Annotated in this window: 26 protein-coding genes and 1 tRNA gene; 23 read left to right on the top strand and 4 right to left on the bottom strand. The window is 69.4% G+C overall.

What is annotated here, in order from left to right:
* Positions 1-99 precede the first annotated feature (99 nt).
* Positions 100-243, top strand: a complete 144-nt coding sequence (locus tag ACQ754_RS12225; protein ID WP_440997318.1) for an entericidin A/B family lipoprotein — start codon at positions 100-102, stop codon at positions 241-243.
* Between the two features lie 19 nt (positions 244-262).
* Here ACQ754_RS12225 and ACQ754_RS12220 read toward each other — a convergent pair.
* Positions 263-349 (bottom strand) — tRNA-Leu (locus tag ACQ754_RS12220).
* Positions 350-487: 138 nt separating this feature from the next.
* On the bottom strand, positions 488-730 hold the full coding sequence (locus tag ACQ754_RS12215; RefSeq protein WP_440997317.1) for a hypothetical protein: 243 nt from the start codon (positions 728-730) through the stop codon (positions 488-490).
* Between the two features lie 160 nt (positions 731-890).
* On the opposite strand from ACQ754_RS12215, the gene queA reads away from it, so the two are divergent.
* The 5 genes from queA (at position 891) to secF (ending at position 6,300) form a co-directional block, all read left to right on the top strand.
* On the top strand, positions 891-1,934 hold the full coding sequence (gene queA / locus ACQ754_RS12210) for a tRNA preQ1(34) S-adenosylmethionine ribosyltransferase-isomerase QueA (RefSeq protein WP_440997316.1): 1,044 nt from the start codon (positions 891-893) through the stop codon (positions 1,932-1,934).
* A complete protein-coding gene (gene tgt, locus ACQ754_RS12205) occupies positions 1,931-3,046 on the top strand; it encodes a tRNA guanosine(34) transglycosylase Tgt (protein WP_440997315.1) in 1,116 nt (371 codons plus the stop codon). The genes queA and tgt overlap by 4 nt, the downstream gene beginning before the upstream one ends.
* A 78-nt stretch (positions 3,047-3,124) precedes the next feature.
* The gene (gene yajC / locus ACQ754_RS12200) at positions 3,125-3,481 is read left to right on the top strand and encodes a preprotein translocase subunit YajC (protein ID WP_440997314.1); all 357 of its coding nucleotides are present in this window, start codon (positions 3,125-3,127) and stop codon (positions 3,479-3,481) included.
* Between the two features lie 27 nt (positions 3,482-3,508).
* Positions 3,509-5,368: a protein translocase subunit SecD gene (secD, locus tag ACQ754_RS12195; RefSeq protein WP_440997313.1), complete on the top strand. Its 1,860-nt coding sequence runs from the start codon at positions 3,509-3,511 to the stop codon at positions 5,366-5,368.
* An 8-nt stretch (positions 5,369-5,376) separates the two neighbouring features.
* Positions 5,377-6,300: a protein translocase subunit SecF gene (gene secF, locus ACQ754_RS12190; RefSeq protein WP_440997312.1), complete on the top strand. Its 924-nt coding sequence runs from the start codon at positions 5,377-5,379 to the stop codon at positions 6,298-6,300.
* 18 nt (positions 6,301-6,318) lie between these two features.
* Here the strand turns inward: secF and ACQ754_RS12185 are convergent, their stop codons facing one another.
* Complete coding sequence (locus tag ACQ754_RS12185; protein ID WP_440997311.1) at positions 6,319-7,116, bottom strand: inositol monophosphatase family protein; 798 nt, start codon at positions 7,114-7,116, stop codon at positions 6,319-6,321.
* A 102-nt stretch (positions 7,117-7,218) separates the two neighbouring features.
* Between ACQ754_RS12185 and ACQ754_RS12180 the strand changes: the two genes are divergently transcribed.
* The 14 genes from ACQ754_RS12180 to adk all read left to right on the top strand — a co-directional run bounded on the left by ACQ754_RS12180 (position 7,219) and on the right by adk (position 19,403).
* Positions 7,219-7,944, top strand: a complete 726-nt coding sequence (locus tag ACQ754_RS12180; protein ID WP_440997310.1) for an RNA methyltransferase — start codon at positions 7,219-7,221, stop codon at positions 7,942-7,944.
* A gap of 164 nt (positions 7,945-8,108) precedes the next feature.
* Positions 8,109-8,936: a serine O-acetyltransferase gene (gene cysE, locus ACQ754_RS12175; protein WP_440997309.1), complete on the top strand. Its 828-nt coding sequence runs from the start codon at positions 8,109-8,111 to the stop codon at positions 8,934-8,936.
* The gene (locus tag ACQ754_RS12170) at positions 8,936-10,195 is read left to right on the top strand and encodes a cysteine desulfurase family protein (RefSeq protein WP_440997308.1); all 1,260 of its coding nucleotides are present in this window, start codon (positions 8,936-8,938) and stop codon (positions 10,193-10,195) included. Before cysE ends, ACQ754_RS12170 begins: the two co-directional genes overlap by 1 nt.
* Positions 10,188-10,601: a hypothetical protein gene (locus tag ACQ754_RS12165; RefSeq protein ID WP_440997307.1), complete on the top strand. Its 414-nt coding sequence runs from the start codon at positions 10,188-10,190 to the stop codon at positions 10,599-10,601. Before ACQ754_RS12170 ends, ACQ754_RS12165 begins: the two co-directional genes overlap by 8 nt.
* Positions 10,598-10,924 (top strand): HesB/IscA family protein, encoded by a 327-nt coding sequence (locus ACQ754_RS12160; RefSeq protein WP_440997306.1) that lies wholly within the window; start codon positions 10,598-10,600, stop codon positions 10,922-10,924. The genes ACQ754_RS12165 and ACQ754_RS12160 overlap by 4 nt, the downstream gene beginning before the upstream one ends.
* Positions 10,925-11,048: 124 nt before the next feature.
* Positions 11,049-11,477 (top strand): nucleoside-diphosphate kinase, encoded by a 429-nt coding sequence (gene ndk / locus ACQ754_RS12155; protein WP_440997305.1) that lies wholly within the window; start codon positions 11,049-11,051, stop codon positions 11,475-11,477.
* A complete protein-coding gene (rlmN, locus tag ACQ754_RS12150) occupies positions 11,455-12,588 on the top strand; it encodes a 23S rRNA (adenine(2503)-C(2))-methyltransferase RlmN (RefSeq protein ID WP_440997304.1) in 1,134 nt (377 codons plus the stop codon). The genes ndk and rlmN overlap by 23 nt, the downstream gene beginning before the upstream one ends.
* Complete coding sequence (gene pilW, locus ACQ754_RS12145) at positions 12,585-13,358, top strand: type IV pilus biogenesis/stability protein PilW (protein WP_440997303.1); 774 nt, start codon at positions 12,585-12,587, stop codon at positions 13,356-13,358. Before rlmN ends, pilW begins: the two co-directional genes overlap by 4 nt.
* Entirely contained in the window at positions 13,345-14,634 is a 1,290-nt protein-coding gene (locus tag ACQ754_RS12140; RefSeq protein ID WP_440997302.1) for a RodZ domain-containing protein, read from the top strand. Before pilW ends, ACQ754_RS12140 begins: the two co-directional genes overlap by 14 nt.
* Positions 14,635-14,664: 30 nt before the next feature.
* Positions 14,665-15,966, top strand: a complete 1,302-nt coding sequence (gene hisS, locus ACQ754_RS12135; RefSeq protein WP_440997301.1) for a histidine--tRNA ligase — start codon at positions 14,665-14,667, stop codon at positions 15,964-15,966.
* 1 nt (position 15,967) lies between these two features.
* Positions 15,968-16,609: a YfgM family protein gene (locus ACQ754_RS12130; RefSeq protein WP_440997300.1), complete on the top strand. Its 642-nt coding sequence runs from the start codon at positions 15,968-15,970 to the stop codon at positions 16,607-16,609.
* Positions 16,609-17,754: an outer membrane protein assembly factor BamB gene (gene bamB / locus ACQ754_RS12125; protein ID WP_440997299.1), complete on the top strand. Its 1,146-nt coding sequence runs from the start codon at positions 16,609-16,611 to the stop codon at positions 17,752-17,754. The genes ACQ754_RS12130 and bamB overlap by 1 nt, the downstream gene beginning before the upstream one ends.
* 12 nt (positions 17,755-17,766) lie before the next feature.
* A complete protein-coding gene (locus ACQ754_RS12120) occupies positions 17,767-18,543 on the top strand; it encodes an NRDE family protein (protein ID WP_440997298.1) in 777 nt (258 codons plus the stop codon).
* Positions 18,544-18,743: 200 nt separating this feature from the next.
* Positions 18,744-19,403 carry an adenylate kinase gene (gene adk / locus ACQ754_RS12115; protein WP_440997297.1) on the top strand — a complete coding sequence of 220 codons (660 nt, stop codon included), beginning with the start codon at positions 18,744-18,746 and terminating at the stop codon, positions 19,401-19,403.
* Positions 19,404-19,407: 4 nt separating this feature from the next.
* On the opposite strand, the gene ACQ754_RS12110 is transcribed toward adk, so the two are convergent.
* Positions 19,408-19,875, bottom strand: coding sequence for a DciA family protein (locus ACQ754_RS12110; protein ID WP_440997296.1), 468 nt, complete (start codon positions 19,873-19,875; stop codon positions 19,408-19,410).
* Between the two features lie 100 nt (positions 19,876-19,975).
* Between ACQ754_RS12110 and secA the strand changes: the two genes are divergently transcribed.
* From secA to ACQ754_RS12095, 3 genes are read left to right on the top strand one after another with little or no spacing between them, the layout of a single operon-like run.
* Positions 19,976-22,729: a preprotein translocase subunit SecA gene (gene secA / locus ACQ754_RS12105; protein WP_440997295.1), complete on the top strand. Its 2,754-nt coding sequence runs from the start codon at positions 19,976-19,978 to the stop codon at positions 22,727-22,729.
* A 2-nt stretch (positions 22,730-22,731) separates the two neighbouring features.
* On the top strand, positions 22,732-23,949 hold the full coding sequence (gene argJ / locus ACQ754_RS12100; protein WP_440997294.1) for a bifunctional glutamate N-acetyltransferase/amino-acid acetyltransferase ArgJ: 1,218 nt from the start codon (positions 22,732-22,734) through the stop codon (positions 23,947-23,949).
* Positions 23,946-24,881: a Nudix family hydrolase gene (locus ACQ754_RS12095; RefSeq protein ID WP_440997293.1), complete on the top strand. Its 936-nt coding sequence runs from the start codon at positions 23,946-23,948 to the stop codon at positions 24,879-24,881. Before argJ ends, ACQ754_RS12095 begins: the two co-directional genes overlap by 4 nt.
* The last annotated feature ends 94 nt before the right edge of the window (positions 24,882-24,975 follow it).

Raw genomic sequence — 24,975 nt, 5'->3', positions numbered from 1 at the left:
TGGAACGGCGGCCCGTAGGCCGCCGTTTGTCGTTGTGCGCCCGGCGCCACGCAGTAGCATAATCGGCGGCAGCGATGTGCCACCGGAGGATCCGCGATCATGGCTGATAGGCTTCGTCGTCTGACCGCGCTGGCCCTGGTGCTCGGGCTGCTGGGCGCCGCTGGCTGCAACACCATGGAAGGGGTGGGTAAGGATATCAAGGGTGCCGGTGAGGCGATCGAGCGCAAGGCCTCGGGAGAGTGAGGCAGGCCACGGGTTGCTCTGGTACCGGGAGGGGGACTTGAACCCCCACGCCCTTTCGGGCATCGGATTTTGAGTCCGACGCGTCTACCAATTCCGCCATCCCGGCAACACCGCCGTAGTATACGCGAATCGGGCAAAAACGGGGAAGCCGTACGCTGGGGTGGGGGCGGACCGATCGCTGCCCCCCGGCGGGTTTGCCAGCAGGCCCTTGGGAACTAGCCGCTCCTCGATCCAGTCCTGGCCTTTACCGTGGTGCTAGAAACCGCATCCACGTGACCCGCTTTCGCCAGCGCAGCCGGGCCAGGCGTCGGGTCTCAGCGACGCAGGAGAGGCATAGCTCCTCTGCTCTATGGATGGAGCTGTTGGGCGCGTAGCGAAGCAAGTCGTGAAAGCCGTGTACCAGGGTTCGCTGGCAACGCCGGCAGTTGGGGTCATCGACGCGACGATGGCCCTGCGGATTCGAGAGGTCGGTGCTGGCCTGCCCCATGATAGGATCCCTTGTTCGATGCTCTGCGGTAATCGAGCACCCACCCCTGCGATCTTACGCCCATATTGTTGAATAGATAGCGGGGGAGTAGTGCCGTTGATCGCCCCGTGCCGGCTCGGCTGCTACTATCGCCGGCTGTTCGTGGCCGGGACCGATCCCGATGCAATTGAGCGACTTCCAATTCGACTTGCCCGAGGAGCTGATCGCCTCGGAGCCACTGGCCGAGCGCAGCGCCAGCCGGCTGCTTTGTCTCGATGGCGGCAGCGGTGCGGTGGCGGACCGGCGTTTCGCCGACCTCCCCGATCTGCTCTTCGCCGGCGACCTGGTGGTACTCAACGACACCCGGGTGATCCCGGCGCGCCTGCACGGGCGCAAGGCGAGCGGCGGGGCGGTCGAGCTGCTGGTGGAGCGGCTTACCGGCGAACACGAGGTCCTGGCCCATGTGCGCGCCAGCCGGGCGCCGCGAGTAGGCACGGAGCTGGCGCTCGAGGGCGGGCTCCTGGCGAGTGTGATCGACCGCGAGGGCGCGCTCTTTCGATTGCGTTTCGCCGGCGACGAGCCCGTGTTGGGGTTGCTGGAGCGTCACGGTCACATGCCCCTGCCGCCGTACATCCGTCGCCCGGATACCCCGCTGGACCGGGAGCGTTATCAGAGCGTGTTCGCCAGCGAGTCCGGCGCGGTCGCCGCACCGACCGCGAGCCTGCATTTCGACGAGGCCTTGTTCGCGCGACTCGCCGAGCGTGGCGTGGATACGGCACGGGTGACCCTGCACGTGGGCGCCGGCACCTTCCAGCCGGTGCGAGAGGCGGACATCACCCGGCACCACATGCACAGCGAGTGGCTGCGGGTGCCGGAGGAGACCGTGGCGGCCGTTCGCCGCGCCCGTGGTGCCGGCGCGCGGGTGGTGGCGGTGGGGACCACCGTCGTACGGGCCCTCGAGGCCGCCGCGGAGGGCGGCGTCCTTGCCCCCTTTAGTGGCGAGACCGATATCTTCATCTATCCGGGCTTTCGTTTTCGGGTGGTGGACGCAATGATCACCAACTTCCATCTCCCCGGCTCGACGCTGATCATGCTCGTCAGTGCCTTCGCCGGCCGCGAGCACGTCCTCGCCGCCTACCGCCACGCGGTATCGGAGCGCTATCGCTTCTTCAGCTACGGCGATGCCATGTTCATCGCGCCACCGGCGCCGGAGGCCCGGGCATGAGCATCCGCTTCGAGCTGGGCGCCACCAGCGGCCGGGCGCGTTTGGGCCGGTTGTCGTTCTCCCGGGGTGCGGAGGTCCCCACGCCCGCGTTCATGCCCGTGGGCACCTATGGGACCGTCAAGGGGATGAGTCCGGAGGAGCTGCAGGAGCTCGGGGCAGGCATCATCCTTGGCAATACCTTTCACCTGTGGCTGCGTCCCGGCACCGAGGTCATCCGCGCCCACGGCGACCTCCACGATTTCATGAACTGGCACGGGCCGATCCTGACCGACTCCGGCGGCTTTCAGGTCTTCAGCCTGGGGGCGATGCGGCGGATTACCGAGGCGGGTGTGCACTTCCGTTCCCCTGTGGACGGCTCGGCGGTGTTCATGGGCCCGGAGGAGTCCATGGCGGTGCAGCACGCACTGGGGGCGGACATCGTGATGATCTTCGACGAGTGCACGCCCTATCCGGCCAGTGAGAGCGAGGCGGCGGCGTCCATGGAGCGCTCCCTGCGCTGGGCGGAGCGCTCGCGCCGCCACCACGACGCCCTCGGCAATACCAACGCACTGTTCGGCATCGTCCAGGGCGGTGTCCACGAGGGGCTGCGCAGTGCCTCGACGGCGGGCCTGCGGGAGATCGGCTTCGACGGCTATGCCATCGGTGGTCTGGCGGTGGGCGAACCCGCCGAGGAGCGCCACCGCATCCTCGATCACCTGGATCCAGAGCTGCCGCTGGAGCGGCCCCGCTATCTCATGGGGGTGGGCAAGCCCGAGGATATCGTCGAGGGTGTGCGCCGGGGCGTGGATCTGTTCGACTGCGTCATCCCCACCCGTAACGCGCGCAACGGCTTCCTGTATACCGACACGGGGGTGATGCGCATCCGCAACGCCCGTTTCGCCACCGACACGCGTCCGGTGGATGAAACCTGCGGCTGTTACACGTGTCGCAATTATTCGCGTGCCTATCTCCGCCACCTCGACCGCTGTCGCGAGATTCTGGGGGCGCGGTTGAACACGCTGCACAACCTGTACTACTTCCAGCGCCTGATGGCGGGCATGCGTGAGGCCATTGCCGTCGACCGGTTCGCCGAGTTCGCCGAAGCCTTCTACGCCCGACGCCGGGGGGTATGACATAATGCCCGACTTTGTCGCCGGAGCGGCCCTCCCGCGGCCGGCCGGGATTCATCCATTGAAGCCGAGGAGACCGACATGGACTTCCTGATTTCCGATGCCCTCGCCCAGGGCGAAGGCGCCGCCCCCGGGGGCACGCTGACCAGCCTCATCTTCCCCGTCGCGCTGATCGTGATCTTCTACTTCCTGCTGATCCGGCCCCAGCAGAAGCGGGCCAAGGAGCACAAGAAGCTGGTCGAGGGGCTGTCCAAGGGCGACGAGGTGGTCACCAGCGGCGGTATCGCGGGCAAGGTCACCGAGGTGGGCGAGAGCTTCGCCACCCTGGAGGTGGCTAACAACGTGGAGATCCGCATGCAAAAGAGCGCTGTCGCCCAGGTCCTGCCTAAGGGCACCCTCAAGCAGAAGCTCGAGAAGTCCGACAACGCCGAGGGGTGATCGCCCCGCCGCGACCAGGGAGTCGGCATGACCAACCGCTATCCGCTGTGGAAGTATCTCATCCTCTTGGTCGTCCTCGTCGGGGGGGTGATCTACGCGCTGCCCAATCTCTTTCCCCAGGATCCCGCGCTGCAGATCTCCACGGAGGCCGGCGATCCGCCGGCCGAGACGGTGCAGCAGCGAATCATCGACCTACTCGAGGAGATGGAGGTCCCCGTCAAGGGCACGGAGGTGCGCGATGAGCGCTTCCTGGTCCGGTTCCATGACACCGATGCCCAGCTGGCCGCCCAGGACGAGCTGACCGTTGCCCTTGGCAGCAGCTACACCGTGGCCCTGAACCTCGCCGAGTCCACCCCGCAGTGGCTGCGCTCACTGGGCGGCAGCCCGATGTTCCTGGGCCTGGACCTGCGCGGCGGGGTGCACTTCCTCATGGAAGTGGACGTGGATGCCGCCGTCGAGCAACGTCTGGAGCGCTATGTCAACGAGTTCCGTACGGTCCTCCGCGAGGAGCGGGTGCGCTATGACGGTGTCGCCATGGAGACCGGCGGGCTGCGCCTGGAGTTCAATGCCGCCCAGGAGCGCGAGCAGGCCTTCGAGGCGCTGCAGGGTGAGTACCCGGAGCTGGAGTTCTCCGCCGACGAGGCGGATGGCCAGTTCCTGATGTCGGCCACCCTCCCCGAGGAGGAGCTCCGCGAGCTCGTGGACTTCGCTGTGCAGCAGAACATCACCACCCTGCGTAACCGAGTCAATGAGCTCGGCGTCGCCGAGCCGGTGATCCAGCGCCAGGGCCGCGAGCGCATCGTGGTGCAGCTGCCCGGCGTCCAGGATACCGCCCGGGCCAAGGATATCCTCGGGGCCACGGCGACCCTGGAGTTCCGGCCCGTCGCCATGGAGCACTTCCCCTACCAGGGGGGAGCGGAGTCGCCGGCGCCGCCGGGTACCGAGGTCTATCCCCAGCGTGACGGTGGCCATGTGGCCCTGGAGCCGGACACCATCCTCACCGGCGAGTACATCACCGACGCCCAGTCGGGGCTCGATCAGCGCACGGGGCAGCCCGAGGTGGTGATTCGGCTGAACAGTGCCGGCGGGGATTTGATGAGCCGCTTTACCGCCGAGAACGTGAACAATTACATGGCGGTGCTGTTCATGGAGACCCAGACCATCACCGAGCGCGTCGACGGCGAGACCCAGCGGCGCCAGCAGACTACCCGCGAGGTGATCAGTGTCGCCCAGATCCAGGAGCAGCTCGGCAGCCGCTTCCGCATCACCGGCCTGGACAACCCCCGGGAGGCGCGCAATCTGGCGCTGCTGTTGCGGGCGGGCTCGCTGGCGGCGCCGGTGCAGATCATCGAGGAGCGCACCGTCGGGCCGAGCCTGGGGCAGGACAACATCGACCAGGGCTTCACCGCCGTGGTGGTGGGCTTCCTCCTGGTGGTGGCCTTCATGGCGCTGTACTACAGGGTCTTTGGGTTGGTGGCGGACGTGGCGCTGTTCGCCAACCTGGTGCTCATCGTCGCCGCGCTGTCGTTGCTGCAGGCCACCCTGACCCTGCCGGGCATCGCCGGCATCGTGTTGACGGTGGGCATGGCAGTGGACGCCAACGTGCTGATCTTCGAGCGCATCCGCGAGGAGCTTCGCGCCGGCGCCACGGCCCGCACCGCCATCGACTCGGGCTACGGCAAGGCGCTGTCGACCATCGCCGACGCCAACATCACCACCCTGATCGCCGCCATCGTGTTGTTCGCATTCGGCACTGGCCCGGTGAAGGGCTTCGCGGTAACCCTGTCCATCGGCATCATCACTTCGATGTTCACCGCGATCATGGGCACCCGGGGCCTGGTCAACCTGATCTACGGCAACCGCCGCAAGGCCAAGCTGGCCATCTAGGAGCCGCCATGGATTTCTTCAAGCGCGAGACCCACATCGACTTCCTCGGCAAGCGCCGTATCGCCGCGGTGATCTCGCTGGTGTTGCTGGCGGTGGCCATCGGGTCGCTGTCGCTGCGCGGGCTCAACTTCGGCCTGGACTTCACCGGCGGGACGCTGGTGGAGCTCGGCTATTCCGAGGGTGTGGCGTTGGATGCGGTGCGCGGCGACCTCGCCGATGCCGGCTACGAGGGGGCCGTGGTCCAGTACTTCGGCACCGCCCGGGACGTGCTCATCCGCATCCCCCCGGACGTGGATGCCGGCGAGCGGGTCGGCGATCGAGTGCTCGCCGCCGTCGGTGGCGAGGCGGAGCTCCGGCGCGTGGAGTTCGTCGGACCCCAGGTGGGTGAGGAGCTCCGCGAGCAGGGGGGGCTGGCCATGCTCTACGCCCTGGCGGGCATCCTCGCCTATGTGGCGTTCCGCTTCGAGTATCGCTTCGCCCTGGGGGCGGTGGCGGCGCTGGTCCACGACGTCACCATCGTGCTGGGCTTTTTCTCGCTGACCCAGGTGGAGTTCGATCTGACGGTACTGGCGGCGCTGTTGGCGGTGATCGGTTATTCGCTCAACGACACCATCGTGGTCTTTGACCGAATACGGGAGAACTTCGTGCGCGTACGCAAGGGGACGCCGGTGGAGGTCGCCAATCTCTCGGTAAACCAGACCCTGTCCCGCACGTTGATGACCTCCGCCACCACCCTGGCCGTGGTGATCACCTTGGCCATTCTCGGTGGCGCGCTCATCCGCCCGTTCTCCGAGGCACTGATCGTCGGGGTGCTCATCGGTACCTACTCGTCGATCTTCGTCGCCAGCGGCCTGGCCTTGGCGCTGGGGGTGAGCAAGGAGGACCTCATCCCGCCGGAGAAGGAGGGCGCGGACCAGGATGAGATGCCGTGACCGCCGCCCCGGGCGGTGTCAGCCGCCCAGCGCCTCGGTGAGGTGCGGGCGGAGGTGGGCGAGGAGATCGGCATGGAGCTTGAGGCTGCCGGCGGCGACGTTGCCGGTCTCCAGGAATGCCGGCGAGCCGGTGAAATCGGTGACGATCCCGCCGGCCTCCTGGACCAGCAGGGCCCCGGCGGCGATATCCCAGCGATTGAGCCCGATCTCCCAGAACCCGTCCAGGCGCCCGGCCGCCACGTAGGCGAGATCCAGGGCCGCCGAGCCGGCGCGGCGAATGTCGCGTGCGCTGTCCAAGACGTCGGCGAACATCCCGAGATAGGCGGGCTTGTGCTCGGGGTGACGGAACGGGAAGCCGGTGCCGAGCAGGGCGTCGTTGATGCTGCGGCGCTCGCGCATGCGCATCCTCCGGCCTTCCAGGGTGGCGCCGCCGCCGCGGGTGGCAGTGAAGAGCTCCTGGCGGATCGGGTCGTAGATCACCCCCGCCTCCGGCACCCCGCGATGGAGCAGCGCGATGGAGACCGCGAAGTGCGGGAAGCCGTGCAGGAAATTGGTGGTGCCGTCGAGGGGGTCGATGACCCAGAGGTAGTCGCCGCGGGCCTCGCCCCCGGACTCCTCGCCGAGGATGCCGTGGTCGGGGTAGGCGCGGCGCAGGGTGTTCACGATCTCGCGCTCGGCGGCGATGTCCACCTCGCTGACGAAATCGTTGGCGCCCTTGGTCTCTACCTGGATACGGTCGAGTCGGTCGCTGTTGCGGACAATGACGTTTCCGGCGCTGCGCGCGGCGCGCACAGCGATGTTCACCATAGGATGCATGGGGTTCGCCTGTTCGGGGCCGTCGATGGACAGCCCATTAGCATACCAGCAATCGGCCAGCGGCGGCACCTGCTAGCGGTGCCCGCAGGGAGCCCCTGAGGCATGCTCGATCACGTCCACATCCTGCTCGTGGGCACCACCCATCCGGGTAACATCGGCTCCGCTGCCCGTGCACTGAAGACCATGGGCCTCGCCCGGTTGCACCTGGTCGCCGCCTGCGCGGTGGACGAGCGTGCCCGCGCCAATGCCGGCAATGCCGGCGACACCCTCGCCGCCGCACGCACACATGGCGGCCTGGACGAGGCCCTGGTGGGCATGGGCCGGGTCTACGGCGTGACGGCGCGCCGGCGCCGCTACGGTGTGCCGTCACTCACCCCGCGCCGGGCGGCAGCGGAGATCGCCGGTGCCGGGGTGCCGGTGGCGATGCTCTTCGGCCGGGAGCATTCCGGGCTCACCAACACCGAGACCGGGCGCTGCCACCGGCTCGTGCACATCCCCGCCGATCCCGCCTATCCTTCGCTAAACCTCGCGGCGGCGGTACAGGTGCTTACCTACGAGCTGCGGCTCGCCGCGCTGGCGGGCGAGGGCACGCCCCAGCCGGAGGAGGCCGCGGCAGCCGCGGACCCCGCCCATCTCGCCGGCCTCTACGAGCACCTCTCCCGGGTCATGGCCGCCAGCGGTTACGCGGGTATCGACGAGCAGCGGCACCTGATGCTGCGCCTGCAGCGGCTGTTCAACCGCGCGTTGCCGGAGCGTGCCGAGGTCAATATCCTCCGGGGGCTGCTCGCCGCTGTGGAGCGCCGGCTGGATGCGGATGGTCGCGACTGACGCGACGCCGTTATAATACGCGTATGAACAGTTACACCCTGATGCGATCCGCGCTGCTGTGTAGTCGGCCCGGGTGAGCCGCTGGCCCACCCGGGCCCGTCCCGGCGTCCAGGCGCCTCCCCGTGCCACGGGGCCATTCATCGATCATTCAGGACATCCACGCCATGTTCGATCGCATCCGACAGGACATCGCCTGTGTCTTTCAGCGGGATCCCGCGGCCCGCAACGTCTTCGAGGTATTGACCTGCTATCCGGGCGTCCACGCCCTGATCTTCCACCGGGGCAACCATTGGCTGTGGAATCACCGCCTGCGCTGGCTGGCGCGGTTCCTGTCACTGTTCGCCCGCTGGTTCACCGGCATCGAGATCCACCCCGGCGCGCGCATCGGCCGGCGATTCTTCATTGATCACGGTCTCGGCATCGTTATCGGCGAGACCGCGGAGATCGGCGACGACTGCACCCTCTACCAGGGGGTGACCCTGGGGGGAACCTCGTGGGAGAAGGGCAAGCGCCACCCGACGCTGGGCGATGATGTCATCGTCGGCGCGGGGGCCAAGATCCTCGGCCCGGTGACCCTCGGTGATGGTGCTCGCGTGGGCTCCAATGCCGTGGTGGTCAAGGACGTCCCTGAAGGCGCCACCATGATCGGTATTCCCGCCCGCGTCGCCCGACGAGGCGGGGCTGCCACTGAGGAGGACCAGCGCCGCGCCGCCACCGCCCGCCGGATCGGCTTCGACGCCTACGGCGCCACCCAGGACATGCCCGACCCGGTGGCCAGTGCCATCAACGCCATCCTCGATCACGTGCACACCACCGACGAGCGGCTCGAGGAGATGTGCCGGGCCATGCGCAAGCTCGGGGCCGAGGTGAGCGACGAGCGCCTGCCGGAGCTCGGCGACTGCGGGATGGGCGAGGGCGGTGCCGGCGAGGCGGCGGAGACGCCTCAGGCCTCCACGGAGCGGCCGGACGAGCATCGCACCGGGACCCGCTGATGGCCGCCGAATCCGGTCCTTATCTGGATTACGCCGCCACGACCCCCCTGGATCCGGGGGTGCTGGCGGCAATGCGGCCCTGGTTGGAGGGGCTGGCGGCCAATCCCTCCAGCGACCACCCGCCGGGGCGGCACGCCGCTGCCGCCGTGTCTACCGCCCGGGTCCGGGTCGCCGCCTTTCTCAATGCGGCGCCGGAGGAGATCGTCTGGACATCCGGGGCCACGGAGGCGGACAACCTCGCCGTGCTCGGGGCCGCCCGCCATCAGTACGGCCGCGGCCGGGGGGATCACGTGGTAGTCGCCGCTACCGAGCATCGCGCGGTGCTCTCCGCCTGCGAGGCCCTGGAGCGTGAAGGGCTGTCCGTGACCCGGGTGCGCCCCGACGCGGACGGCACCATCGACCCGGCCGCGGTCGCCGATGCCCTCAGTGAACGAACGCTGCTCGCCTCGGTGGCCGCGGTGAACAATGAGACCGGGGTCACCGCCGACCTTGACGCCATTGCCGCGGCGGTGAAGGCGCGGGGCGCGCTTTTCCACGTCGACGCCGCCCAGGCGGCCGGCCGGGTGGCGCTGGATGTGCAACGGCTGCCGGTGGACCTGCTATCGCTGTCCGCGCATAAGTGCTACGGGCCCCAGGGGGTAGGCGCCTTGTACGTCCGCCGCAGGCCCCGACGGGTGCGCCTCGCGCCGCTGCTCCACGGCGGCGGTCAGGAGGGCGGGTTGCGCCCCGGTACCGTGCCGGTGGCCCAGGTAGTGGGTATGGGGGCGGCGTTCGCCCGGCTGGCCGAAGAGGCCCGCGCCGACGAGCGCCACCTGCGCGCCCTGCGGGCCCGCCTGGAACAGCGGCTGGCCGGAATCGGCGGCATCGTGCGCAACGGGCGCGCCGATGGCAGTCCTCATATCCTGAATATCGCCGTCCTCGGCGTGCATGGGGAGGCCTTGGCCGCGGCCCTCGGGGACCTGGCGGTTTCAGCGGGCTCGGCCTGCAGTGCCGGAAGCCCGGGGCCTTCTCATGTGCTCCGGGCTATGGGGCGGCCCGACCCCATCGCCCATGCCTCGCTGCGGCTCAGCCTCGGCCGCATGGTCACTGCCGCCGAGGTGGACGAGGCGGTTGCCCGGCTAGCAGCGGCGGCCCGGCGGTTGCGCGCCTTCTCGCCGCTGTGGCGGCGATTGAGCGCAGGGGAGCCGGCGGAGGCGGTGTATGCAACGGCGACCCCGCTGGCCTTGCTGGAGGGCTGTCGGGAGCCTGCCCATGGATGAGAGACTGCGGACGGTTTATGGTGCTGCGGTGGCGGCTCGTTTCCTCGGTCCCGCCCATGCCGGGCTGCCGGACGGCGAGGCTTGGGTGTCCGGCTCGGCGGGTCGCATCGGCGTGGGCCAGCTGGTTACCATCTGGCTGCGGGCGGGCCCGGACGGCACCCCGGTCGCGGCGCGTTTCGAGGCCTTCGCGGATCCGGTGGTGATCGCCGTCGCGGACTGGGCCTGCGAAAGGGTGGCGGCCGGGGAACTCGCCGACATCGTCGGCCATCGAATGATCGAGGCACTGGCCGTCCCAATAGATCATTCCGGTGGCGCGCTGATGGTGGAGGACGCATTCAACGCCGCCCGTGACGCCCTCGACGGTGCGCTCGGGCGGTGCGGCAACGACGGAGGTAGCGCGAGATGAATATTCAGGTGACCGAGCGTGCGGCCGAGCATATCCGCCGCTCCCTGGACAAGCACGGCAACGCCATCGGATTGCGGCTCGGCGTGAAGACCTCCGGGTGTTCCGGGTTTATGTATACCGTGGACTACGCCGAGTCGGTGGACGACGGAGACACCGTCGAGGACACGGCGGGGGTGCGTATCGTCGTGGACGCCAAGAGCCGGCCGTTCCTCGAAGGCATGGAGGTGGATTTCGTTCGCGACGGGCTCAACGAGCGTTTCGCCTTCCGCAACCCCAACGTCTCCGCCGAGTGCGGCTGCGGGGAGAGTTTCTCGGTGGCCTAAACCGCTGCGTTCAATTGCCCGGCTGGCAGTGCGGGGTTAGACTGTCGCGCTTATGGCGCGCATCCCGGTGCGGGCCGCTGCCGCACACCGCACGAACCCATTCCGAGAAACACGGAGTAGCCGAATGGCCGTAGAACGCACCCTGTCCATCGTCAAGCCCGACGCCGTCGCCAAGAACGCCATCGGTGAGGTCTACAGCCGCTTCGAGAAGGCGGGCCTGAAGATCATCGCCGCGAAGATGCTGCAGCTGAGCCGGGAGCAGGCGGAGGGCTTCTACGCGGTGCACCGTGAGCGTCCGTTTTTCAATGCGCTGGTGGAGTTCATGACCTCCGGGCCGGTGGTGGTTCAGGTGCTCGAGGGTGAGGACGCCATCCGCAAGAACCGGGAGGTCATGGGTGCCACCAATCCCGCTGAGGCGGCGGCTGGGACCATCCGCCACGACCTCGCCGAGACCATCGACGCGAACGCGGTCCACGGCTCCGACGCCCCTGAGACGGCGAAGACCGAGATCGAGTTCTTCTTCGGCGAAGATGACCTCTGCCCCCGCGACTGACATCACCGCCCGCGATGAGCCGGGCCGGGTGAATCTCCTCGACCTGGATCGCGCCGGGCTGCAGCGCCTTGCAGCGGATCTCGAAGAGAAGCCGTTCCGCGCCGTGCAGCTGCTGAAGTGGCTGCACCAGCGCCGGGTTACGGACTTCGAGCGGATGACGGATCTGAGCAAGGCGTTGCGGTCACGCCTGCGCGAGTGCGCCGAGGTGCGTCTGCCGCGGCCGGTGTTCGATCAGGAGTCCCGGGACGGAACCCGCAAGTGGGTCCTGGCCCTGGATGGCGGCAACGCCATCGAGACCGTTTTCATCCCCGAGAATGGCCGCGGGACGCTGTGCGTGTCCTCCCAGGTGGGCTGCGCGCTGGACTGCACCTTTTGCTCTACCGCGCAGCAGGGGTTCAATCGCAATCTCACCACCGCGGAGATCATCGGCCAGGTCTGGTTCGCCGAGGACGCCCTCGCCGCCGAGGGCCGCGGCCGGCGGGTGACCAATGTCGTGCTCATGGGTATGGGCGAGCCGCTGGCGAACTACCGCAGCGTCCTGCCAGCCACCCGACTCATGGTGGATCAGCATGCCTACGGGCTGTCGCGCCGCCGCGTGACGTTGTCCACCTCCGGTTTGGTACCCAATCTCCGACGGCTCGCCGAGGAGAGCGATATCAGCCTCGCGGTTTCGCTGCATGCGCCGAATGATGCGCTGCGCGACGAGATCGTCCCGGTGAACCGGCGCTATCCCCTTGCGGAGCTACTCGATGCCTGCCGCCTCTACGTCGAGCGCACGCCCCACCGGCGCATCACCTGGGAGTACGTCATGCTCGATGGGGTCAACGACGGTGATCGTCACGCGGCGGAGCTGGCGCGGCTGCTGGAGGGCATCCCCTCCAAGATCAACCTCATCCCGTTCAATCCCTTTCCCGGGGCGCGTTACCGTTGCTCGCCCGCCGAGCGTATCGAGCGTTTCTCGCGGCAGTTGCAGCGCGCGGGCTACATCACCACCGTGCGCCGGACCCGCGGCGAGGACATCGACGGGGCCTGCGGGCAGCTGGTGGGACAGGTGGATGACCGCATCCGACGGCGTCCCCGCTGGGGCGGGATGGAGGAGAGCCGGCCATGAAGGCGGTGCTGCTGGTCACGGCCCTCCTGCTCGGTGTCGGAGGCTGTGCCAGCACGCCGCCTGTAGAGGACGACGAGGGGCCGCGTACCGACAGCGAGCGTGCCTCCGAGGCCAACACCCAGCTCGGTGTGGCCTATCTCCGCGACGGCGAGCTTCAGCAGGCGTTGCGCAAGTTGCAGAAGGCGTTGCGCCAGGATCCGCGCAATGCGGACGCGCATACCGTCACCGGCGTGGTCTACGAGCGCCTCGACGAGCGCGCGCGTGCCGATGAGCACTACAGCCGCGCCGTGGACCTGGCTCCCAACAACGGGACGGCGCTCAATAATTTCGGCCGTTTTCTCTGCGATAATGGTGAGCTCGACCGCGCCCTTTCGATGTTCGAGCGGGCGGCGGCCAATCCGCTCTATGAGCGGGCGGCGCTGGCACTGACCAACGCCGGCAATTGCGCACTGAACGCCGGGCGCAGGGATGCCGGCGAGGATTTCCTGCTGCGTGCCCTGGAGGCGGACGAGGAGTACGCGCCGGCGCTGCTGCGCATGGCGCGGCTGCGCTACGAGGACGAACACTACATGAATGCGCGCGCGTTCTATCAGCGTTACCTGGCCGTGGCCTCGCAGACCTCGGAGTCGGCGTGGCTCGGTCTGCGTATCGAGCACGAGCTTGGTAACCGGGACGCGGCGGCGAGCTACCGGTTGTTACTCAGCAACCGCTTTGCGGACTCGCCGCAGACGCGCCGGATGCTGGAGTGGGAGAGCGATGGCAAGCCATGAGCCACAGCTAGCCGAGCCGGCGGAGGATACAGGGCTCGGGCCGGGGAGGCGGTTGCGCCTGGCAAGGGAACGTCGGGAGCTGGCCGTCGGCGCGGTGGCGGACGCGCTGCACCTGCAGCGCCGGATCGTGGAGGCCATCGAGGCGGATCGCTACGACGAGCTCCCGCCGGTGACCTTTACCCGAGGGTACCTGCGTTCCTACGCGCGGCTGGTCGAGGTCCCGGAGGAGGAGATCCTCCGTGCCTACGATCGCCTCGGCCACCGCGAGCCCGAGCCGGCGCTGACCCAGCCCGCCCCGCCGAGGCGCGGCCCGGCGAGCGGACCATCGCTTGCGCCGTGGCTGGTCGCGGCCCTGGCGGTAGCGGTGATCGGCGGCGGTGCCTGGTTCTGGGTCGCCGAACGGGGCTTGCCCGATGACTTGCTGGCCCGCCTCGGTGGTGCCGGCTCGACGCCGGCCGCTGGTGAGGACGTCGATGCGAGCGGTGGGGAAGGCAATGCGGCGGGCTCCCCGGACGGGGGCTCTACCCCCGACGGGGCGCTGTCCGCCGCGCCGGAGGCACCGGCCGCGGAGCCCGTTCCGGCGGAGCCGGAGGTTGGTGCCGACGCGTCTGCGGACACCGGCATGGCCGGCGAGATACGGCGACAGGAGTCGATCGCTGAGCGCGAAGGCGACGCGGCGGTCGATACGGAGGAAAGTATCGCCGGGGCGGAGGGGCCGGGGGGCGTGGAGCCGGAGGGCTCGCAGTCCGCGGAGACCGCCACCGCCGCCCGGGATGGGGACAGAGGCGACCAGGCAGCCGTCGCCGGGACCGCGCCGGAGGCCGAAACCCCCGCCGACGTCGAGACTGGCGATGTCGATCGGAGCGCAACCGCCCCGGACGGGGGCGGGGGTGAGGAAGCCACGACGGGCGCCGAGGAGGCGCTGGCCGCCGGCGGCGGGGCCGCGGAGCCCGGAGCTGCGACGCCGGACGATGGCGCGGAGACCGAAGGGGCCGGCGCGAGCGCCGAGACCCCGGCGGTGGGTGGTCCCGGCGAGACCCTCGAGTTCCGCTTCTCCGGGGAGTCGTGGATGGAGGTTACCGACGCCCGCGGCGAGCGCCTGCTCTTTGGCCTGATCCAGGGCGGGGAGTCGCACAGCGTGGCGGGGGAGCCGCCGTTCCGCATTGTCATCGGCGACGTGCAGGCCGTGACCCTCCGCTACGACGGCAATCCGGTGGCGCTCAACGAGCGTGCCAGCGGTCGGGTGGCCCGCTTCACCCTGGGCGAGCGTCCCTGAGATCCATCCAGCACCGACACGGAGAATACCTTGAGCAGCAGCCTGCAGAGCCTGCGCGGCTTCGCGGACATCCTGCCGGAGGCGAGCGCGCGCTGGCGTAAGGTCGAGGAGCGCCTGCGCCGCACCGTCACCACCTACGGCTATGAAGAGATCCGGTTTCCCCTGCTGGAGCGCACGGAGCTGTTCGCCCGTTCCATCGGCGAGGTCACCGACATCGTCGAGAAGGAGATGTACACCTTCGCGGACCGCAACGGCGAGAGCCTGACCCTGCGCCCGGAGGGCACCGCCGGCTGTGTGCGTGCGGCGTTGCAGCATGGTCTGGTCCACGGTGGCCAGAGCCGGCTCTGGTACATGGGGCCGATGTTCCGCTACGAACGCCCGCAGAAGGGCCGCTATCGGCAGTTCCACCAGATCGGTGCCGAGGTCTTCGGCGCCGACGGCCCGGACATCGACGCCGAGATGATCCTGATGACCGGGCGCATGCTCCGGGCCATCGGCCTCACCGATGTACGCCTGGAGCTCAACAGCCTCGGAACCCCTGCCGCCCGTAGCGCCTACCGGGAGCAGCTCCAGGCGTATCTGCGCGCGCATTACGACGAGCTGGACGACGACGCCCGGCGCCGGCTCGACACCAATCCGCTGCGCGTCCTCGACAGCAAGAACCCGGCGATGAAGGGCGTAATCGATGGCGCCCCGAGCCTGCTCGATGCCCTGGACGACGAATCCGCCGCTCACTTTGCTGCGCTGCGGCGCTGGCTCGATGACGCCGGCCAGCCCTATACCATTAACGAGCGCCTGGTCCGGGGCCTGGATTACTACACGCGTACCGTCTTCGAGTGGGTCAGCGATCGCCTCGGCGCCCAGGGGACGGTGCTCGCCGGCGGCCGCTACGACGGCCTGGTCGCCCAGCTCGGGGGACGGCCGACGCCGGCCATCGGCTTCGCGGCCGGGCTTGAGCGGTTGGTCTCGCTGGTGGAGGATAGTGGCGAACCGGCGCCGGTGCGGGGCGCGGACGCCTACCTGGTAGTCGCGGGGGACGCCGTCCGCGGCGAGGCGCTGCGCCTGGCCGAGCGGCTCCGTGACCGGCTGCCGGCCCTGCGTTTGCAGGCGAACAGCGGCGGCGGCTCGTTCAAGAGCCAGTTCAAGCGGGCGGACCGCAGCGGGGCACGCTATGCGCTGATTGTCGCCGAGGACGAGCTCGCCGCGGGTCGCGTCGGCGTCAAGGATCTGCGCGACGGCGGCGAGCAACAGCAGCTCGACGAGGGCACGCTGGTGGAGCGGCTGGCGGCGCTAGCCGCCCGGCGGCGCGAGGACACGGAGCGAGGGGGCTGAAGTGGCATACGAGACCGAAGAGGAACAACTCGAGGCGCTGCGGCGCTGGTGGCAGGAGAACGGCCGTTCGGTGATCGCCGGCGTCATCATTGCCATCGCCGGCGTGGTGGGCTGGCAGCAGTGGCAGGCCTGGCAGGAGCGATCGGCGTTGGAGGCCTCCGCGCAGTACGACCGCCTCAACGCGCGGACCGCCGCCGGTGAGGGGGATGCGGTGCGCGAGGCATTGACGACGCTCCAGGAGGACTCCGCCGGCAGCCCCTACGCGACGCTGGGCAGCCTGGCGGCGGCGCGCTATTTCGCGGAGCGCGACGACTTCGATGCGGCGATGGGTGTGTTGCGCTGGGCCGTGGATAACGCCCCCTCCGACGCACTGCGTCGGGTGGCCCGTCTGCGGCTCGGCGCCGTGGAGTACGCCGCCGGCGAGCTCGAGGCCGCCCTCGCGACCCTGGAGCCGGTTCCCGATGGGGCCTTCGCCGCCCGCTATCACGAGCTCCGCGGTGATGTCCTGGTCGCCGCGGGACGGGCGGACGAGGCGATCACGGCCTATCGGGACGCCTTGGAGGCGGATCCGCTGGGTCAGCGGCGCGGCTACGTGGAGGTGAAGCTCACGGATCTCGGCGCCGAGCCGCCGGAGGCCTCGTAATGGCACGCCTGTTTACGCTCCTCGCCCTCGGTGTGGTCCTCGCCGGCTGTGGCTCCCCCGATGCCTTCGAGGCGGAGCCCGCCGCCGCGGTGGAGGTGGTCGGTGAGCTTCAGCCGCAGCGGGCTTGGAGCCGGGACGTGGGGGCCGCGGCGGGCCTGCAGGACCGGCTTACTCCCGCCTATGCGGGTGGGCGGCTGTTCGTGGCCTCCGCCGGCGGCCGGGTGATGGCGCTGGACCCGGAGACGGGGCGCATCCTCTGGTCCCGGGAGCTCGGGCGCCCGCTCTCCGGCGGACCGGCGGCGGACGAGGAGCTGGTGGTTATTGGCAGCCGCAAGGGCCGAGTCATCGCCCTGTCCGCCGAGGACGGCTCCACCCGTTGGATCTCCGCCGTTACCAGCGAGGTCCTTGCCCCGGCGGCCCTCGGGTCAGACACCGTCGTGGCGCGCAGCAACGATGGCCGCGTGTTTGCCCTGGAGCGGGATTCCGGCGAGCGACGCTGGATCTACGACCGCAACGTACCCACTTTGAGCATCCGCGGTTACGGCGCGCCGGTGATCCCCAGCGATGGGGGGCGGGTCATCGTCGGCTTCGACAACGGCCGGCTGACGGCGCTCTCCCAGGACGAGGGATCGCCCCTTTGGGACGCCTCTGTGGCGGTGCCCCGCGGGGAGACGGACCTGGATCGCATGATCGATCTCGACGCCGACCCACTGGTGCGGCGGGACGCCGTCTTCGCCGTCGCCTACCAGGGCCGTGTCGCCGGCGTCGCCTTGGAGAACGGTCAGGTGGCCTGGGCGCGCGAGCTCTCCGGTTATGCCGGCCTCGCACTGGCGGGCCGCCGATTGCTGGTGCCCGATACCGATGGCCGTATCTGGGCCCTGGACCCGAGCAACGGGGCGTCGTTGTGGCGGCAGGATGCCCTGGAGGGGCAGGTGCTCTCCGGCGCCGCGGTCCATGGTGGCCACCCGGTGGTCGGTGGCAGTGACGGCTACCTCACCTGGCTGGAGCCGAACGACGGCGGGATCCTCGCCCGCCGTCGGGTCGACGACACCCGGCTGACGGTGGCGCCCCTAGTGGTGGATGGCCGGCTCTATGCCCTGAGCACCGGTGGCGTGCTCCAGGCATGGACCCTCCCCGGGGAATGAACCGAGCACGCCATGTGTCTGATCCTGGTGGCGGTGGGGGTACATCCCCGGTATCCGCTGGTGGTCGCCGCCAACCGCGATGAGTTCCACGAGCGCCCCGCCGAGCCGGCCCGCTGGTGGCCCGATCGGGGCGTGCTCGCCGGTCGTGATGCCCGGGCCGGCGGCACCTGGCTCGCCGTGGACCGTCGCGGGCGCTTTGCGGCGGTGACCAACTTCCGCGATCCGTCCCTGGAGCAGGCGCCGCGCTCCCGCGGTGAGCTGCCCCTAGAGCTGCTCGAGCACCCGGAGTTGGACGCCGGCCGCGAGGCCATCGCGGGGCGCATGGCACAGTATGGCGGGTTCAATCTACTCGGCAGTGATGGCCGGGCCCTGGTGCACCTGTGCAATCGCACCGCTGAGCAGCGCACCCTTCCGCCGGGCGTTTACGGGCTGAGCAACCACACCCTGGATACCCCCTGGCCCAAGGTCCGACGCGGGCGGGAAGGACTGCAGGCGCTCCTCCATCGGCCCACCGTGGATCCCGAGGCCCTGCTCGCCCTGCTCGCCGACCGCCGTGGCGTCGACGACGAGGCCCTGCCTGACACCGGGGTGCCACTGGAGTGGGAGCGGCGGCTGGCACCGATGTTCATCGTCAGCGAGGGGTACGGGACCCGTGCCTCCACCGCCTACTTGTTGGATGCCGAAGGGGAGGCCACCTTCGTGGAACGGCGCTTCCGGCCGGACGGCTCTGTCGCCGGCGAGACCCGGGACGCCTTCCGCGTCGCTTCGGGCGGTGTCTCATCCGCCTGAATCCGGTAGCGAATTGCGCCCCCAGGGGGCGGGTGATAGGCTCCCCCACACACTACACGCGGGGGCTGATTCGGGTGCCCCGCTTGGGATGATAGGGACACAACACACCGGCCCGGTCCCCCGGGCTGATCCCCCGCGCGAGGACGCTTGCGCGGGGCCGTAAGGGAAACCCAGCGGGAAGAAACGGAGGAGCTCAATCCATGCGCATTATCCTCTTGGGGCCGCCCGGGGCGGGCAAGGGTACCCAGGCCCAGGCCCTGTGTGAGGCCTACGGCATCCCCCAGATCTCCACCGGTGACATGCTCCGCGCCGCGGTGAAGGCCGGTACGCCCCTCGGCCAGGAGGCGAAAAAGGTGATGGACGCCGGCGGGCTGGTCTCCGACGACATCATCATGGGGCTGATCAAGGAGCGTATCGCCGAGCCGGACTGCGCCAACGGCTTCCTGTTCGACGGTTTCCCGCGGACCATCGCCCAGGCGGACGCCTTGGCCGCCGAGGGTATCCGCATCGACAACGTGGTAGAGATACAGGTCCCGGACGAGGAGATCGTCCAGCGCATGGCGGGCCGTCGGGTCCACCCGGCTTCCGGGCGGGTATACCACATCGAGCACGCGCCGCCGAACGAGCCGGGTAAGGACGATGTCACCGGCGAGCCCTTGGTTCAGCGCGATGACGACCAGGAGGAGACCGTCCGCAAGCGCCTGGAGGTCTACCACGAGCAGACCCGGCCGCTGGTGGACTACTACCGCCGGCTCTCCGAGCAGGGCGGCGCCGATGCCCCGAACTACGTGGTTGTCGACGGCCGCGGTAGTGTCGAGGACGTCCAGGAGCGGATCCGCGCCGAGCTGAAGGGCGGGTGAGCGCTCAGTCGCCGGCGCGGCTGGCCAGGCGTCGCAGCGCCTGCGCCAGCCGCGGGTCGTCGCAGCCGTCCGCGGTGGCCTCCAGCAGCCGGGCATTGTCCCGGCTGAGCTGCCGGGGCGGGGGGCGCCGCCCCTGCAGCCGCGGCGGTTCCACGGTGATGCGGCAGTGCCGCGGGATGGTGCCGATGAGCTCGGCGGCCGCGGCCAGCACCGCCGACTGTTGATAGCGAAGGCGTGTCGCCCAGGCCGGTGACCGGGCCACCAGCTGCACCTCCTCGGCATCCACACGGGCGAGTTGCCATTGGCCGGCCGCCTCGCCCGGCAGGGCACGCTGGAGGTGGCGCTGGACCCGTGCCAGGTGGCGCGAGCGCTCGCCGAGGCGGGGCAGCGGGCCCTCGCCCTGGCGGAGGACGCCGCGAAGGGCCCGGGGGCGCCCGTTCTTGGTCTCGCCGTTGGACGATCCCGCCGCCATTACGCACCTGATAATCCATGGCCGATTACGCTATAGTAACGCCCTGTCGCGAAGCGGTGTACCGCTTTCACTCCGCACCCAGCTCGGATGAGAACTCCCTATGTTAGGTGCCATTGCCAAGAAGGTCTTCGGCAGTCGCAACGAACGCGTGATCCGTCGGATGCGCAAGGCCGTGCAGCGGATCAACGCCCTGGAGGACGAGGTCCAGGCCCTGGACGACGCCGCGCTGGCCGCGCGCACCGAGGCGCTGCGCGAGCGTCACAACGCCGGCGAATCCCTGGATGACCTGCTGCCGGAGGCCTTCGCCACCGTCCGCGAGGCCGCCTGGCGGGTGCTCGGGATGCGCCACTTCGACGTCCAGCTCATCGGCGGCATCGTCCTCCACGAGGGCAAGATCGCGGAGATGAAGACCGGTGAGGGTAAGACGCTGGTGGCCACCCTCGCCGCCTATCTCAACGCCCTGGCGGACAAGGGCGTGCACGTGGTCACGGTCAACGACTACCTCGCCCGGCGGGACGCCGAATGGATGGGGCGGGTGTATCGCTTCCTCGGACTGGAGGTCGGGGTGGTGGTGCCGGGCATGGATCCGGCGGCCAAGCGTGAGGCCTACAGTGCCGATATCACCTACGGCACCAACAACGAATTCGGTTTCGACTACCTGCGCGACAACATGGCGTTGCGCCTGGAAGACCGGGTCCAGCGTGGCCGCGGCTTCGCCATCGTCGACGAGGTGGACTCCATCCTCATCGACGAGGCGCGCACACCGCTGATCATCTCCGGGCAGGCGGAACAGTCCAGCGAGCTCTACCAGCGCATTGACGGCCTGGTACCCCGGCTTACCCGCCAGGAGGAGGAAGAAGGCCCCGGCGACTACAGCGTCGACGAAAAGGCCCGGCAGGTCTACCTCACCGAGGAGGGGCAGGAGCGCGCTGAGGAGATCTTCAAGGAATCGGGCCTGCTCAAGCCCGAGGAAAACCTCTACGACGCGCGCAATATCTCGCTGGTGCATCACCTCAATGCCGCGCTCCGGGCCCATGCGGTGTTCCAGAAGGACGTGCATTACTTGGTCCGCGACGGGCGCATCGTCATCGTCGACGAGTTCACCGGCCGGGCCATGCCGGGCCGGCGTTGGGGCGACGGCTTGCACCAGGCCATCGAGGCCAAGGAGGGGGTGGAAATCCAGGCGGAGAACCAGACCCTGGCCTCCATCACCTTCCAGAACTATTTCCGCCTCTACGACAAGCTCGCCGGCATGACCGGCACCGCGGACACCGAGGCCTTCGAGTTCCAGCATATCTACGGGCTGGAGGTGGTGGTGATCCCCACCAACGAGCCCATGGTCCGCGAGGACCACCACGACCTCGTCTACCTCACCCAGCAGGAGAAGTACGACGCCATCCTCGCCGATATCAAGGACTGCCACGAGCGCGGTCAGCCGGTGCTGGTGGGGACTACCTCCATTGAGGCCTCGGAGCTGCTCTCGCGCCAGCTCCGGGAGGCGAAGATCCCCCATGAGGTGTTGAACGCCAAGCAGCACGAACGCGAGGCGGGCATTATCGCCCAGGCGGGGCGGCCCGGGGCGGTGACCATCGCCACCAATATGGCCGGCCGTGGCACCGATATCGTCCTCGGCGGTAATTTGGATGCTGAGCTTGCCGAGCTCGGCGAGGACGCCGACGAGGCGGAAAAGGAGCGTGTCCGCGCCGACTGGCACAAACGCCATGACCAGGTCATTGCCGCCGGCGGGCTGCACGTCATCGGCACTGAGCGCCACGAGTCCCGGCGCATCGACAACCAGCTCCGCGGCCGTTCCGGCCGCCAGGGTGACCCGGGCTCCACGCGGTTCTACCTCTCCCTGGAAGACAGCCTGCTGCGCATCTTCGCCTCCGATCGGGTCTCGGGGATGATGCAGCGCCTCGGGATGCAGGAGGGGGAGGCCATTGAGAGTGGGATGGTTTCCCGGGTCATCGAGAACGCCCAGCGCAAGGTCGAGGGCCACAACTTCGACATGCGCAAGAGCCTGCTGGAGTACGACGACGTCGCCAACGACCAGCGCAAGGTGGTCTACCAGCAGCGCGATGAGCTGCTGCGCTCGGAGGACATCTCCGAGACCATCGATGCCATGCGCGAGGACGTCGTCAATACCGTCATCAGTGAGCACGTCCCGCCGGGCAGCATCGACGAGCAGTGGGACATCCCCGGCCTCGAGGAGGCATTGGCGGCCGAGTTCAACGTCCGCCTCCCGGTCCAGGAGTGGCTCGACGAGGACGACAGCCTCCACGAGGACAGCTTGCGCGAGCGCATCCTGGAGGCGGTCATCGAGGCGTACCGGGAGAAGGAACAGCAGATCGGCAGTGAGCTGATGCGCCAGGTGGAGCAGACCTTCCTGCTGCAGGTGCTCGACAGCCACTGGAAGGACCATCTCGCCGCCATGGACCACCTGCGCCAGGGCATCCAGCTGCGGGGCATGGCCAGCCGCAACCCCAAGCAGGAGTTCAAGCGCGAGGCCTTCGAGATGTTCCAGGAGATGCTCGAGGGCATCAAACGCGAGACCATCAAGATCCTCAGCCATGTCCAGGTCCGCTCCGAGGAGGAGGCCCGGGCCGCCGAGGAGGAACGCCGCGCTCGGGAGCAGGCCTCCATGCGCACGCAGCACGCGGCCGCCAGCGCGCTTGCCGGCGGGGCCGCGGCCGCGGCCGGCGCGGAGGGAGCCGGTGGTGCGGCGGAGGAGGAGACCGCCACCGACGATCAGGGCACCTACGTCCGTGAGGGACGCAAGGTCGGCCGCAACGAGCCCTGCCCCTGCGGTTCCGGGCGCAAGTACAAGCACTGCCACGGCAAGCTGGCGGGCTGACCATGGCGGTGGGGGACGATGCCTTGCCGGTGCTGCATCCCGTCGACGGGGTGCGTCTGGCTACCACGGCCGCCGGGGTGAGCAAGCCCGGCCGACGGGACCTCACGCTGATCGAGGCGGCGGAGGGCGGTACCGCCGCGGCGGTGTTCACCGCCAACCGCTTCCGTGCCGCGCCCGTGCGGGTCGCCGCGGAGCACCTGGCTGCCGGTGCGCCGCGCTACCTGCTCATTAACACCGGCAACGCCAACGCCGGCACCGGAGCGCGGGGCATCGAGGACGCTCGGTGCTGCTGTGCCGCCGTGGCCGAGACGGCCGGCGTGTCCGTAACCACGGTGCTGCCGTATTCCACCGGCGTCATCGGCGAACCGCTGGCGGCGGAGCGGATCGTCGACGCCGTGCCGGGCCTGACGGCGGAACTCGCCGCCGATCGCTGGGCCGATGCCGCGACCGCCATCCTCACCACCGATACGCGGCCCAAGGGGGCGAGCGAACGCCTCGAGATCGGTGGGCGCACGGTGACGCTCACGGGCATCGCCAAGGGCTCGGGGATGATTCGCCCGAACATGGCGACCATGCTCGCCTTTATCGCCACCGATGCGGGATTGCCGGCGGGGCTCGCGGACGAGCTATTGCGCTCGGCGGTGGCGTCGAGCTTTAACCGCATCACGGTGGACGGCGACACCTCCACCAATGATGCCTGCACGCTCCTGGCCACCGGCCGTGCCGGTGTCACCATCGACGGCTCCGACCCCGTGGCTCGGGAGGCCTTCGCGGCGGCCCTGCAGCGTGTGGCTACGGCCCTGGCAAGGGCCGTCGTGCGTGATGGCGAGGGGGCTACCCGGGAGCTCATCGTCACCGTTCGTGGTGCGCGGGACGAGGCGGAGGCCGAGCGGGTGGGATTCACCGTGGCGGAGTCGCCGCTGGTGAAGACCGCCGTGTTCGCCGGCGATCCCAACTGGGGCCGGATCCTGGCGGCGGTGGGCCGGGCGGGGATCGTGGACCTGGACGCCGAACGGGTGGCGATCGCCCTGGGTGATTACGTCATCGCCAATGATGGGGGCCGGGTGGCTGGCTACGAAGAGGCCGAGGCGGCAAGCCGGATGGCGGGTACCGAGGTGCCGGTGGTCGTCGACCTGCGCCGCGGCGACGCCGTGGTCACCGTCCACGGCTGCGATCTTTCCTACGACTATGTCCGGATCAACGCCGACTACCGCTCATGAGGCGCCAACGGATCCACGTCGCCGTGGGCGTGGTCCACGGCGATGATGGCCGGATACTGATCTCGCGGCGCCCGGATACCCTGCACCAGGGCGGGCTCTGGGAGTTCCCCGGTGGCAAGGTGGAAGGGGGCGAGGGCGTAGGGCCGGCCCTGGTCCGTGAGCTGCGCGAGGAACTCGGCATCTCGGCTGCCCCGGAGCGCTGCATCCTGCGCATCCCCTTTGACTATGACGACCGGTCCGTGTTGCTGGATGTCTGGCATTGCCGGCATACCGGTGGGCAGCCGCGGACCCTGGAAGTGGCGGACTGGCGCTGGGTCGTGCCGGAGCGGCTGGGCGAGTACCGCTTTCCGGCGGCCAACCTCCCTATCCTGGATGCCGTGCGCCTGCCGTCGCGTTATCTCATCACCCCCTCGGATGAACCCATCGGGCGGCTGATCGAGGGTTTGGATGACGCCCTCGCGGCCGGTATCCGGCTGGTGCAGTGGCGGCGGCCGGCGGACGAGGTGGATGCCCTGCGGCGGGCGTTGGGGCGCTGCCGGGAGGCCGGCGCCCGGCTCCTGGTCAACGGGGATGTGACGTTGGCGTCCCGGGTGGGCGCCGACGGAGTGCATCTGCGCTCTTCACAGTTGCGCGAGCTCACCGGCCGGCCCTGGCCCCGTCCCGCGCTGGTGGCGGCCTCCTGCCATGACCCCGCCGAGCTGGAGCGGGCACTGGCGCTGGATGTGGACTTCGTGGTGCTCTCCCCGGTGGCGGCCACTGCCAGCCACCCCGGTGCCGAGCCCCTAGGCTGGGGGCGCTTCGCCGACTGGATCCGTGACTATCCCCGTCCGGTCTACGCCCTCGGCGGCATGTCCGAGGGGGAGCTCCCGCGGGCGCTAGCCGCCCGCGCCCAGGGCATCGCGGCGATCCGCGGCCTTTGGCCGGGCAGATGATTTTCTGTGTTTGCGGAGATAGGCCACAGATCAAAACCGAACGACGCAGATTCCTGCGCGTTTCCCGCGAATATCGGGCCGTTTATCGGTGTCG

The organism is Arhodomonas sp. SL1, assembly GCF_052060015.1.
Lineage (GTDB): Bacteria > Pseudomonadota > Gammaproteobacteria > Nitrococcales > Nitrococcaceae > Arhodomonas.
Note: the sequence above shows the minus strand (reverse complement) of the source record. Positions and strands in the feature narration are given on the sequence as shown.

Coding starts and splice junctions, on each gene's coding strand:
- ACQ754_RS12225 (WP_440997318.1), top strand. CDS start 100: ATGGCTGATAGGCTTCGTCGTCTGACCGCGCTGGCCCTGGTGCTCGGG.
- ACQ754_RS12215 (WP_440997317.1), bottom strand. CDS start 730: ATGGGGCAGGCCAGCACCGACCTCTCGAATCCGCAGGGCCATCGTCGC.
- queA (WP_440997316.1), top strand. CDS start 891: ATGCAATTGAGCGACTTCCAATTCGACTTGCCCGAGGAGCTGATCGCC.
- tgt (WP_440997315.1), top strand. CDS start 1,931: ATGAGCATCCGCTTCGAGCTGGGCGCCACCAGCGGCCGGGCGCGTTTG.
- yajC (WP_440997314.1), top strand. CDS start 3,125: ATGGACTTCCTGATTTCCGATGCCCTCGCCCAGGGCGAAGGCGCCGCC.
- secD (WP_440997313.1), top strand. CDS start 3,509: ATGACCAACCGCTATCCGCTGTGGAAGTATCTCATCCTCTTGGTCGTC.
- secF (WP_440997312.1), top strand. CDS start 5,377: ATGGATTTCTTCAAGCGCGAGACCCACATCGACTTCCTCGGCAAGCGC.
- ACQ754_RS12185 (WP_440997311.1), bottom strand. CDS start 7,116: ATGCATCCTATGGTGAACATCGCTGTGCGCGCCGCGCGCAGCGCCGGA.
- ACQ754_RS12180 (WP_440997310.1), top strand. CDS start 7,219: ATGCTCGATCACGTCCACATCCTGCTCGTGGGCACCACCCATCCGGGT.
- cysE (WP_440997309.1), top strand. CDS start 8,109: ATGTTCGATCGCATCCGACAGGACATCGCCTGTGTCTTTCAGCGGGAT.
- ACQ754_RS12170 (WP_440997308.1), top strand. CDS start 8,936: ATGGCCGCCGAATCCGGTCCTTATCTGGATTACGCCGCCACGACCCCC.
- ACQ754_RS12165 (WP_440997307.1), top strand. CDS start 10,188: ATGGATGAGAGACTGCGGACGGTTTATGGTGCTGCGGTGGCGGCTCGT.
- ACQ754_RS12160 (WP_440997306.1), top strand. CDS start 10,598: ATGAATATTCAGGTGACCGAGCGTGCGGCCGAGCATATCCGCCGCTCC.
- ndk (WP_440997305.1), top strand. CDS start 11,049: ATGGCCGTAGAACGCACCCTGTCCATCGTCAAGCCCGACGCCGTCGCC.
- rlmN (WP_440997304.1), top strand. CDS start 11,455: ATGACCTCTGCCCCCGCGACTGACATCACCGCCCGCGATGAGCCGGGC.
- pilW (WP_440997303.1), top strand. CDS start 12,585: ATGAAGGCGGTGCTGCTGGTCACGGCCCTCCTGCTCGGTGTCGGAGGC.
- ACQ754_RS12140 (WP_440997302.1), top strand. CDS start 13,345: ATGGCAAGCCATGAGCCACAGCTAGCCGAGCCGGCGGAGGATACAGGG.
- bamB (WP_440997299.1), top strand. CDS start 16,609: ATGGCACGCCTGTTTACGCTCCTCGCCCTCGGTGTGGTCCTCGCCGGC.
- ACQ754_RS12120 (WP_440997298.1), top strand. CDS start 17,767: ATGTGTCTGATCCTGGTGGCGGTGGGGGTACATCCCCGGTATCCGCTG.
- adk (WP_440997297.1), top strand. CDS start 18,744: ATGCGCATTATCCTCTTGGGGCCGCCCGGGGCGGGCAAGGGTACCCAG.
- ACQ754_RS12110 (WP_440997296.1), bottom strand. CDS start 19,875: ATGGCGGCGGGATCGTCCAACGGCGAGACCAAGAACGGGCGCCCCCGG.
- secA (WP_440997295.1), top strand. CDS start 19,976: ATGTTAGGTGCCATTGCCAAGAAGGTCTTCGGCAGTCGCAACGAACGC.
- argJ (WP_440997294.1), top strand. CDS start 22,732: ATGGCGGTGGGGGACGATGCCTTGCCGGTGCTGCATCCCGTCGACGGG.
- ACQ754_RS12095 (WP_440997293.1), top strand. CDS start 23,946: ATGAGGCGCCAACGGATCCACGTCGCCGTGGGCGTGGTCCACGGCGAT.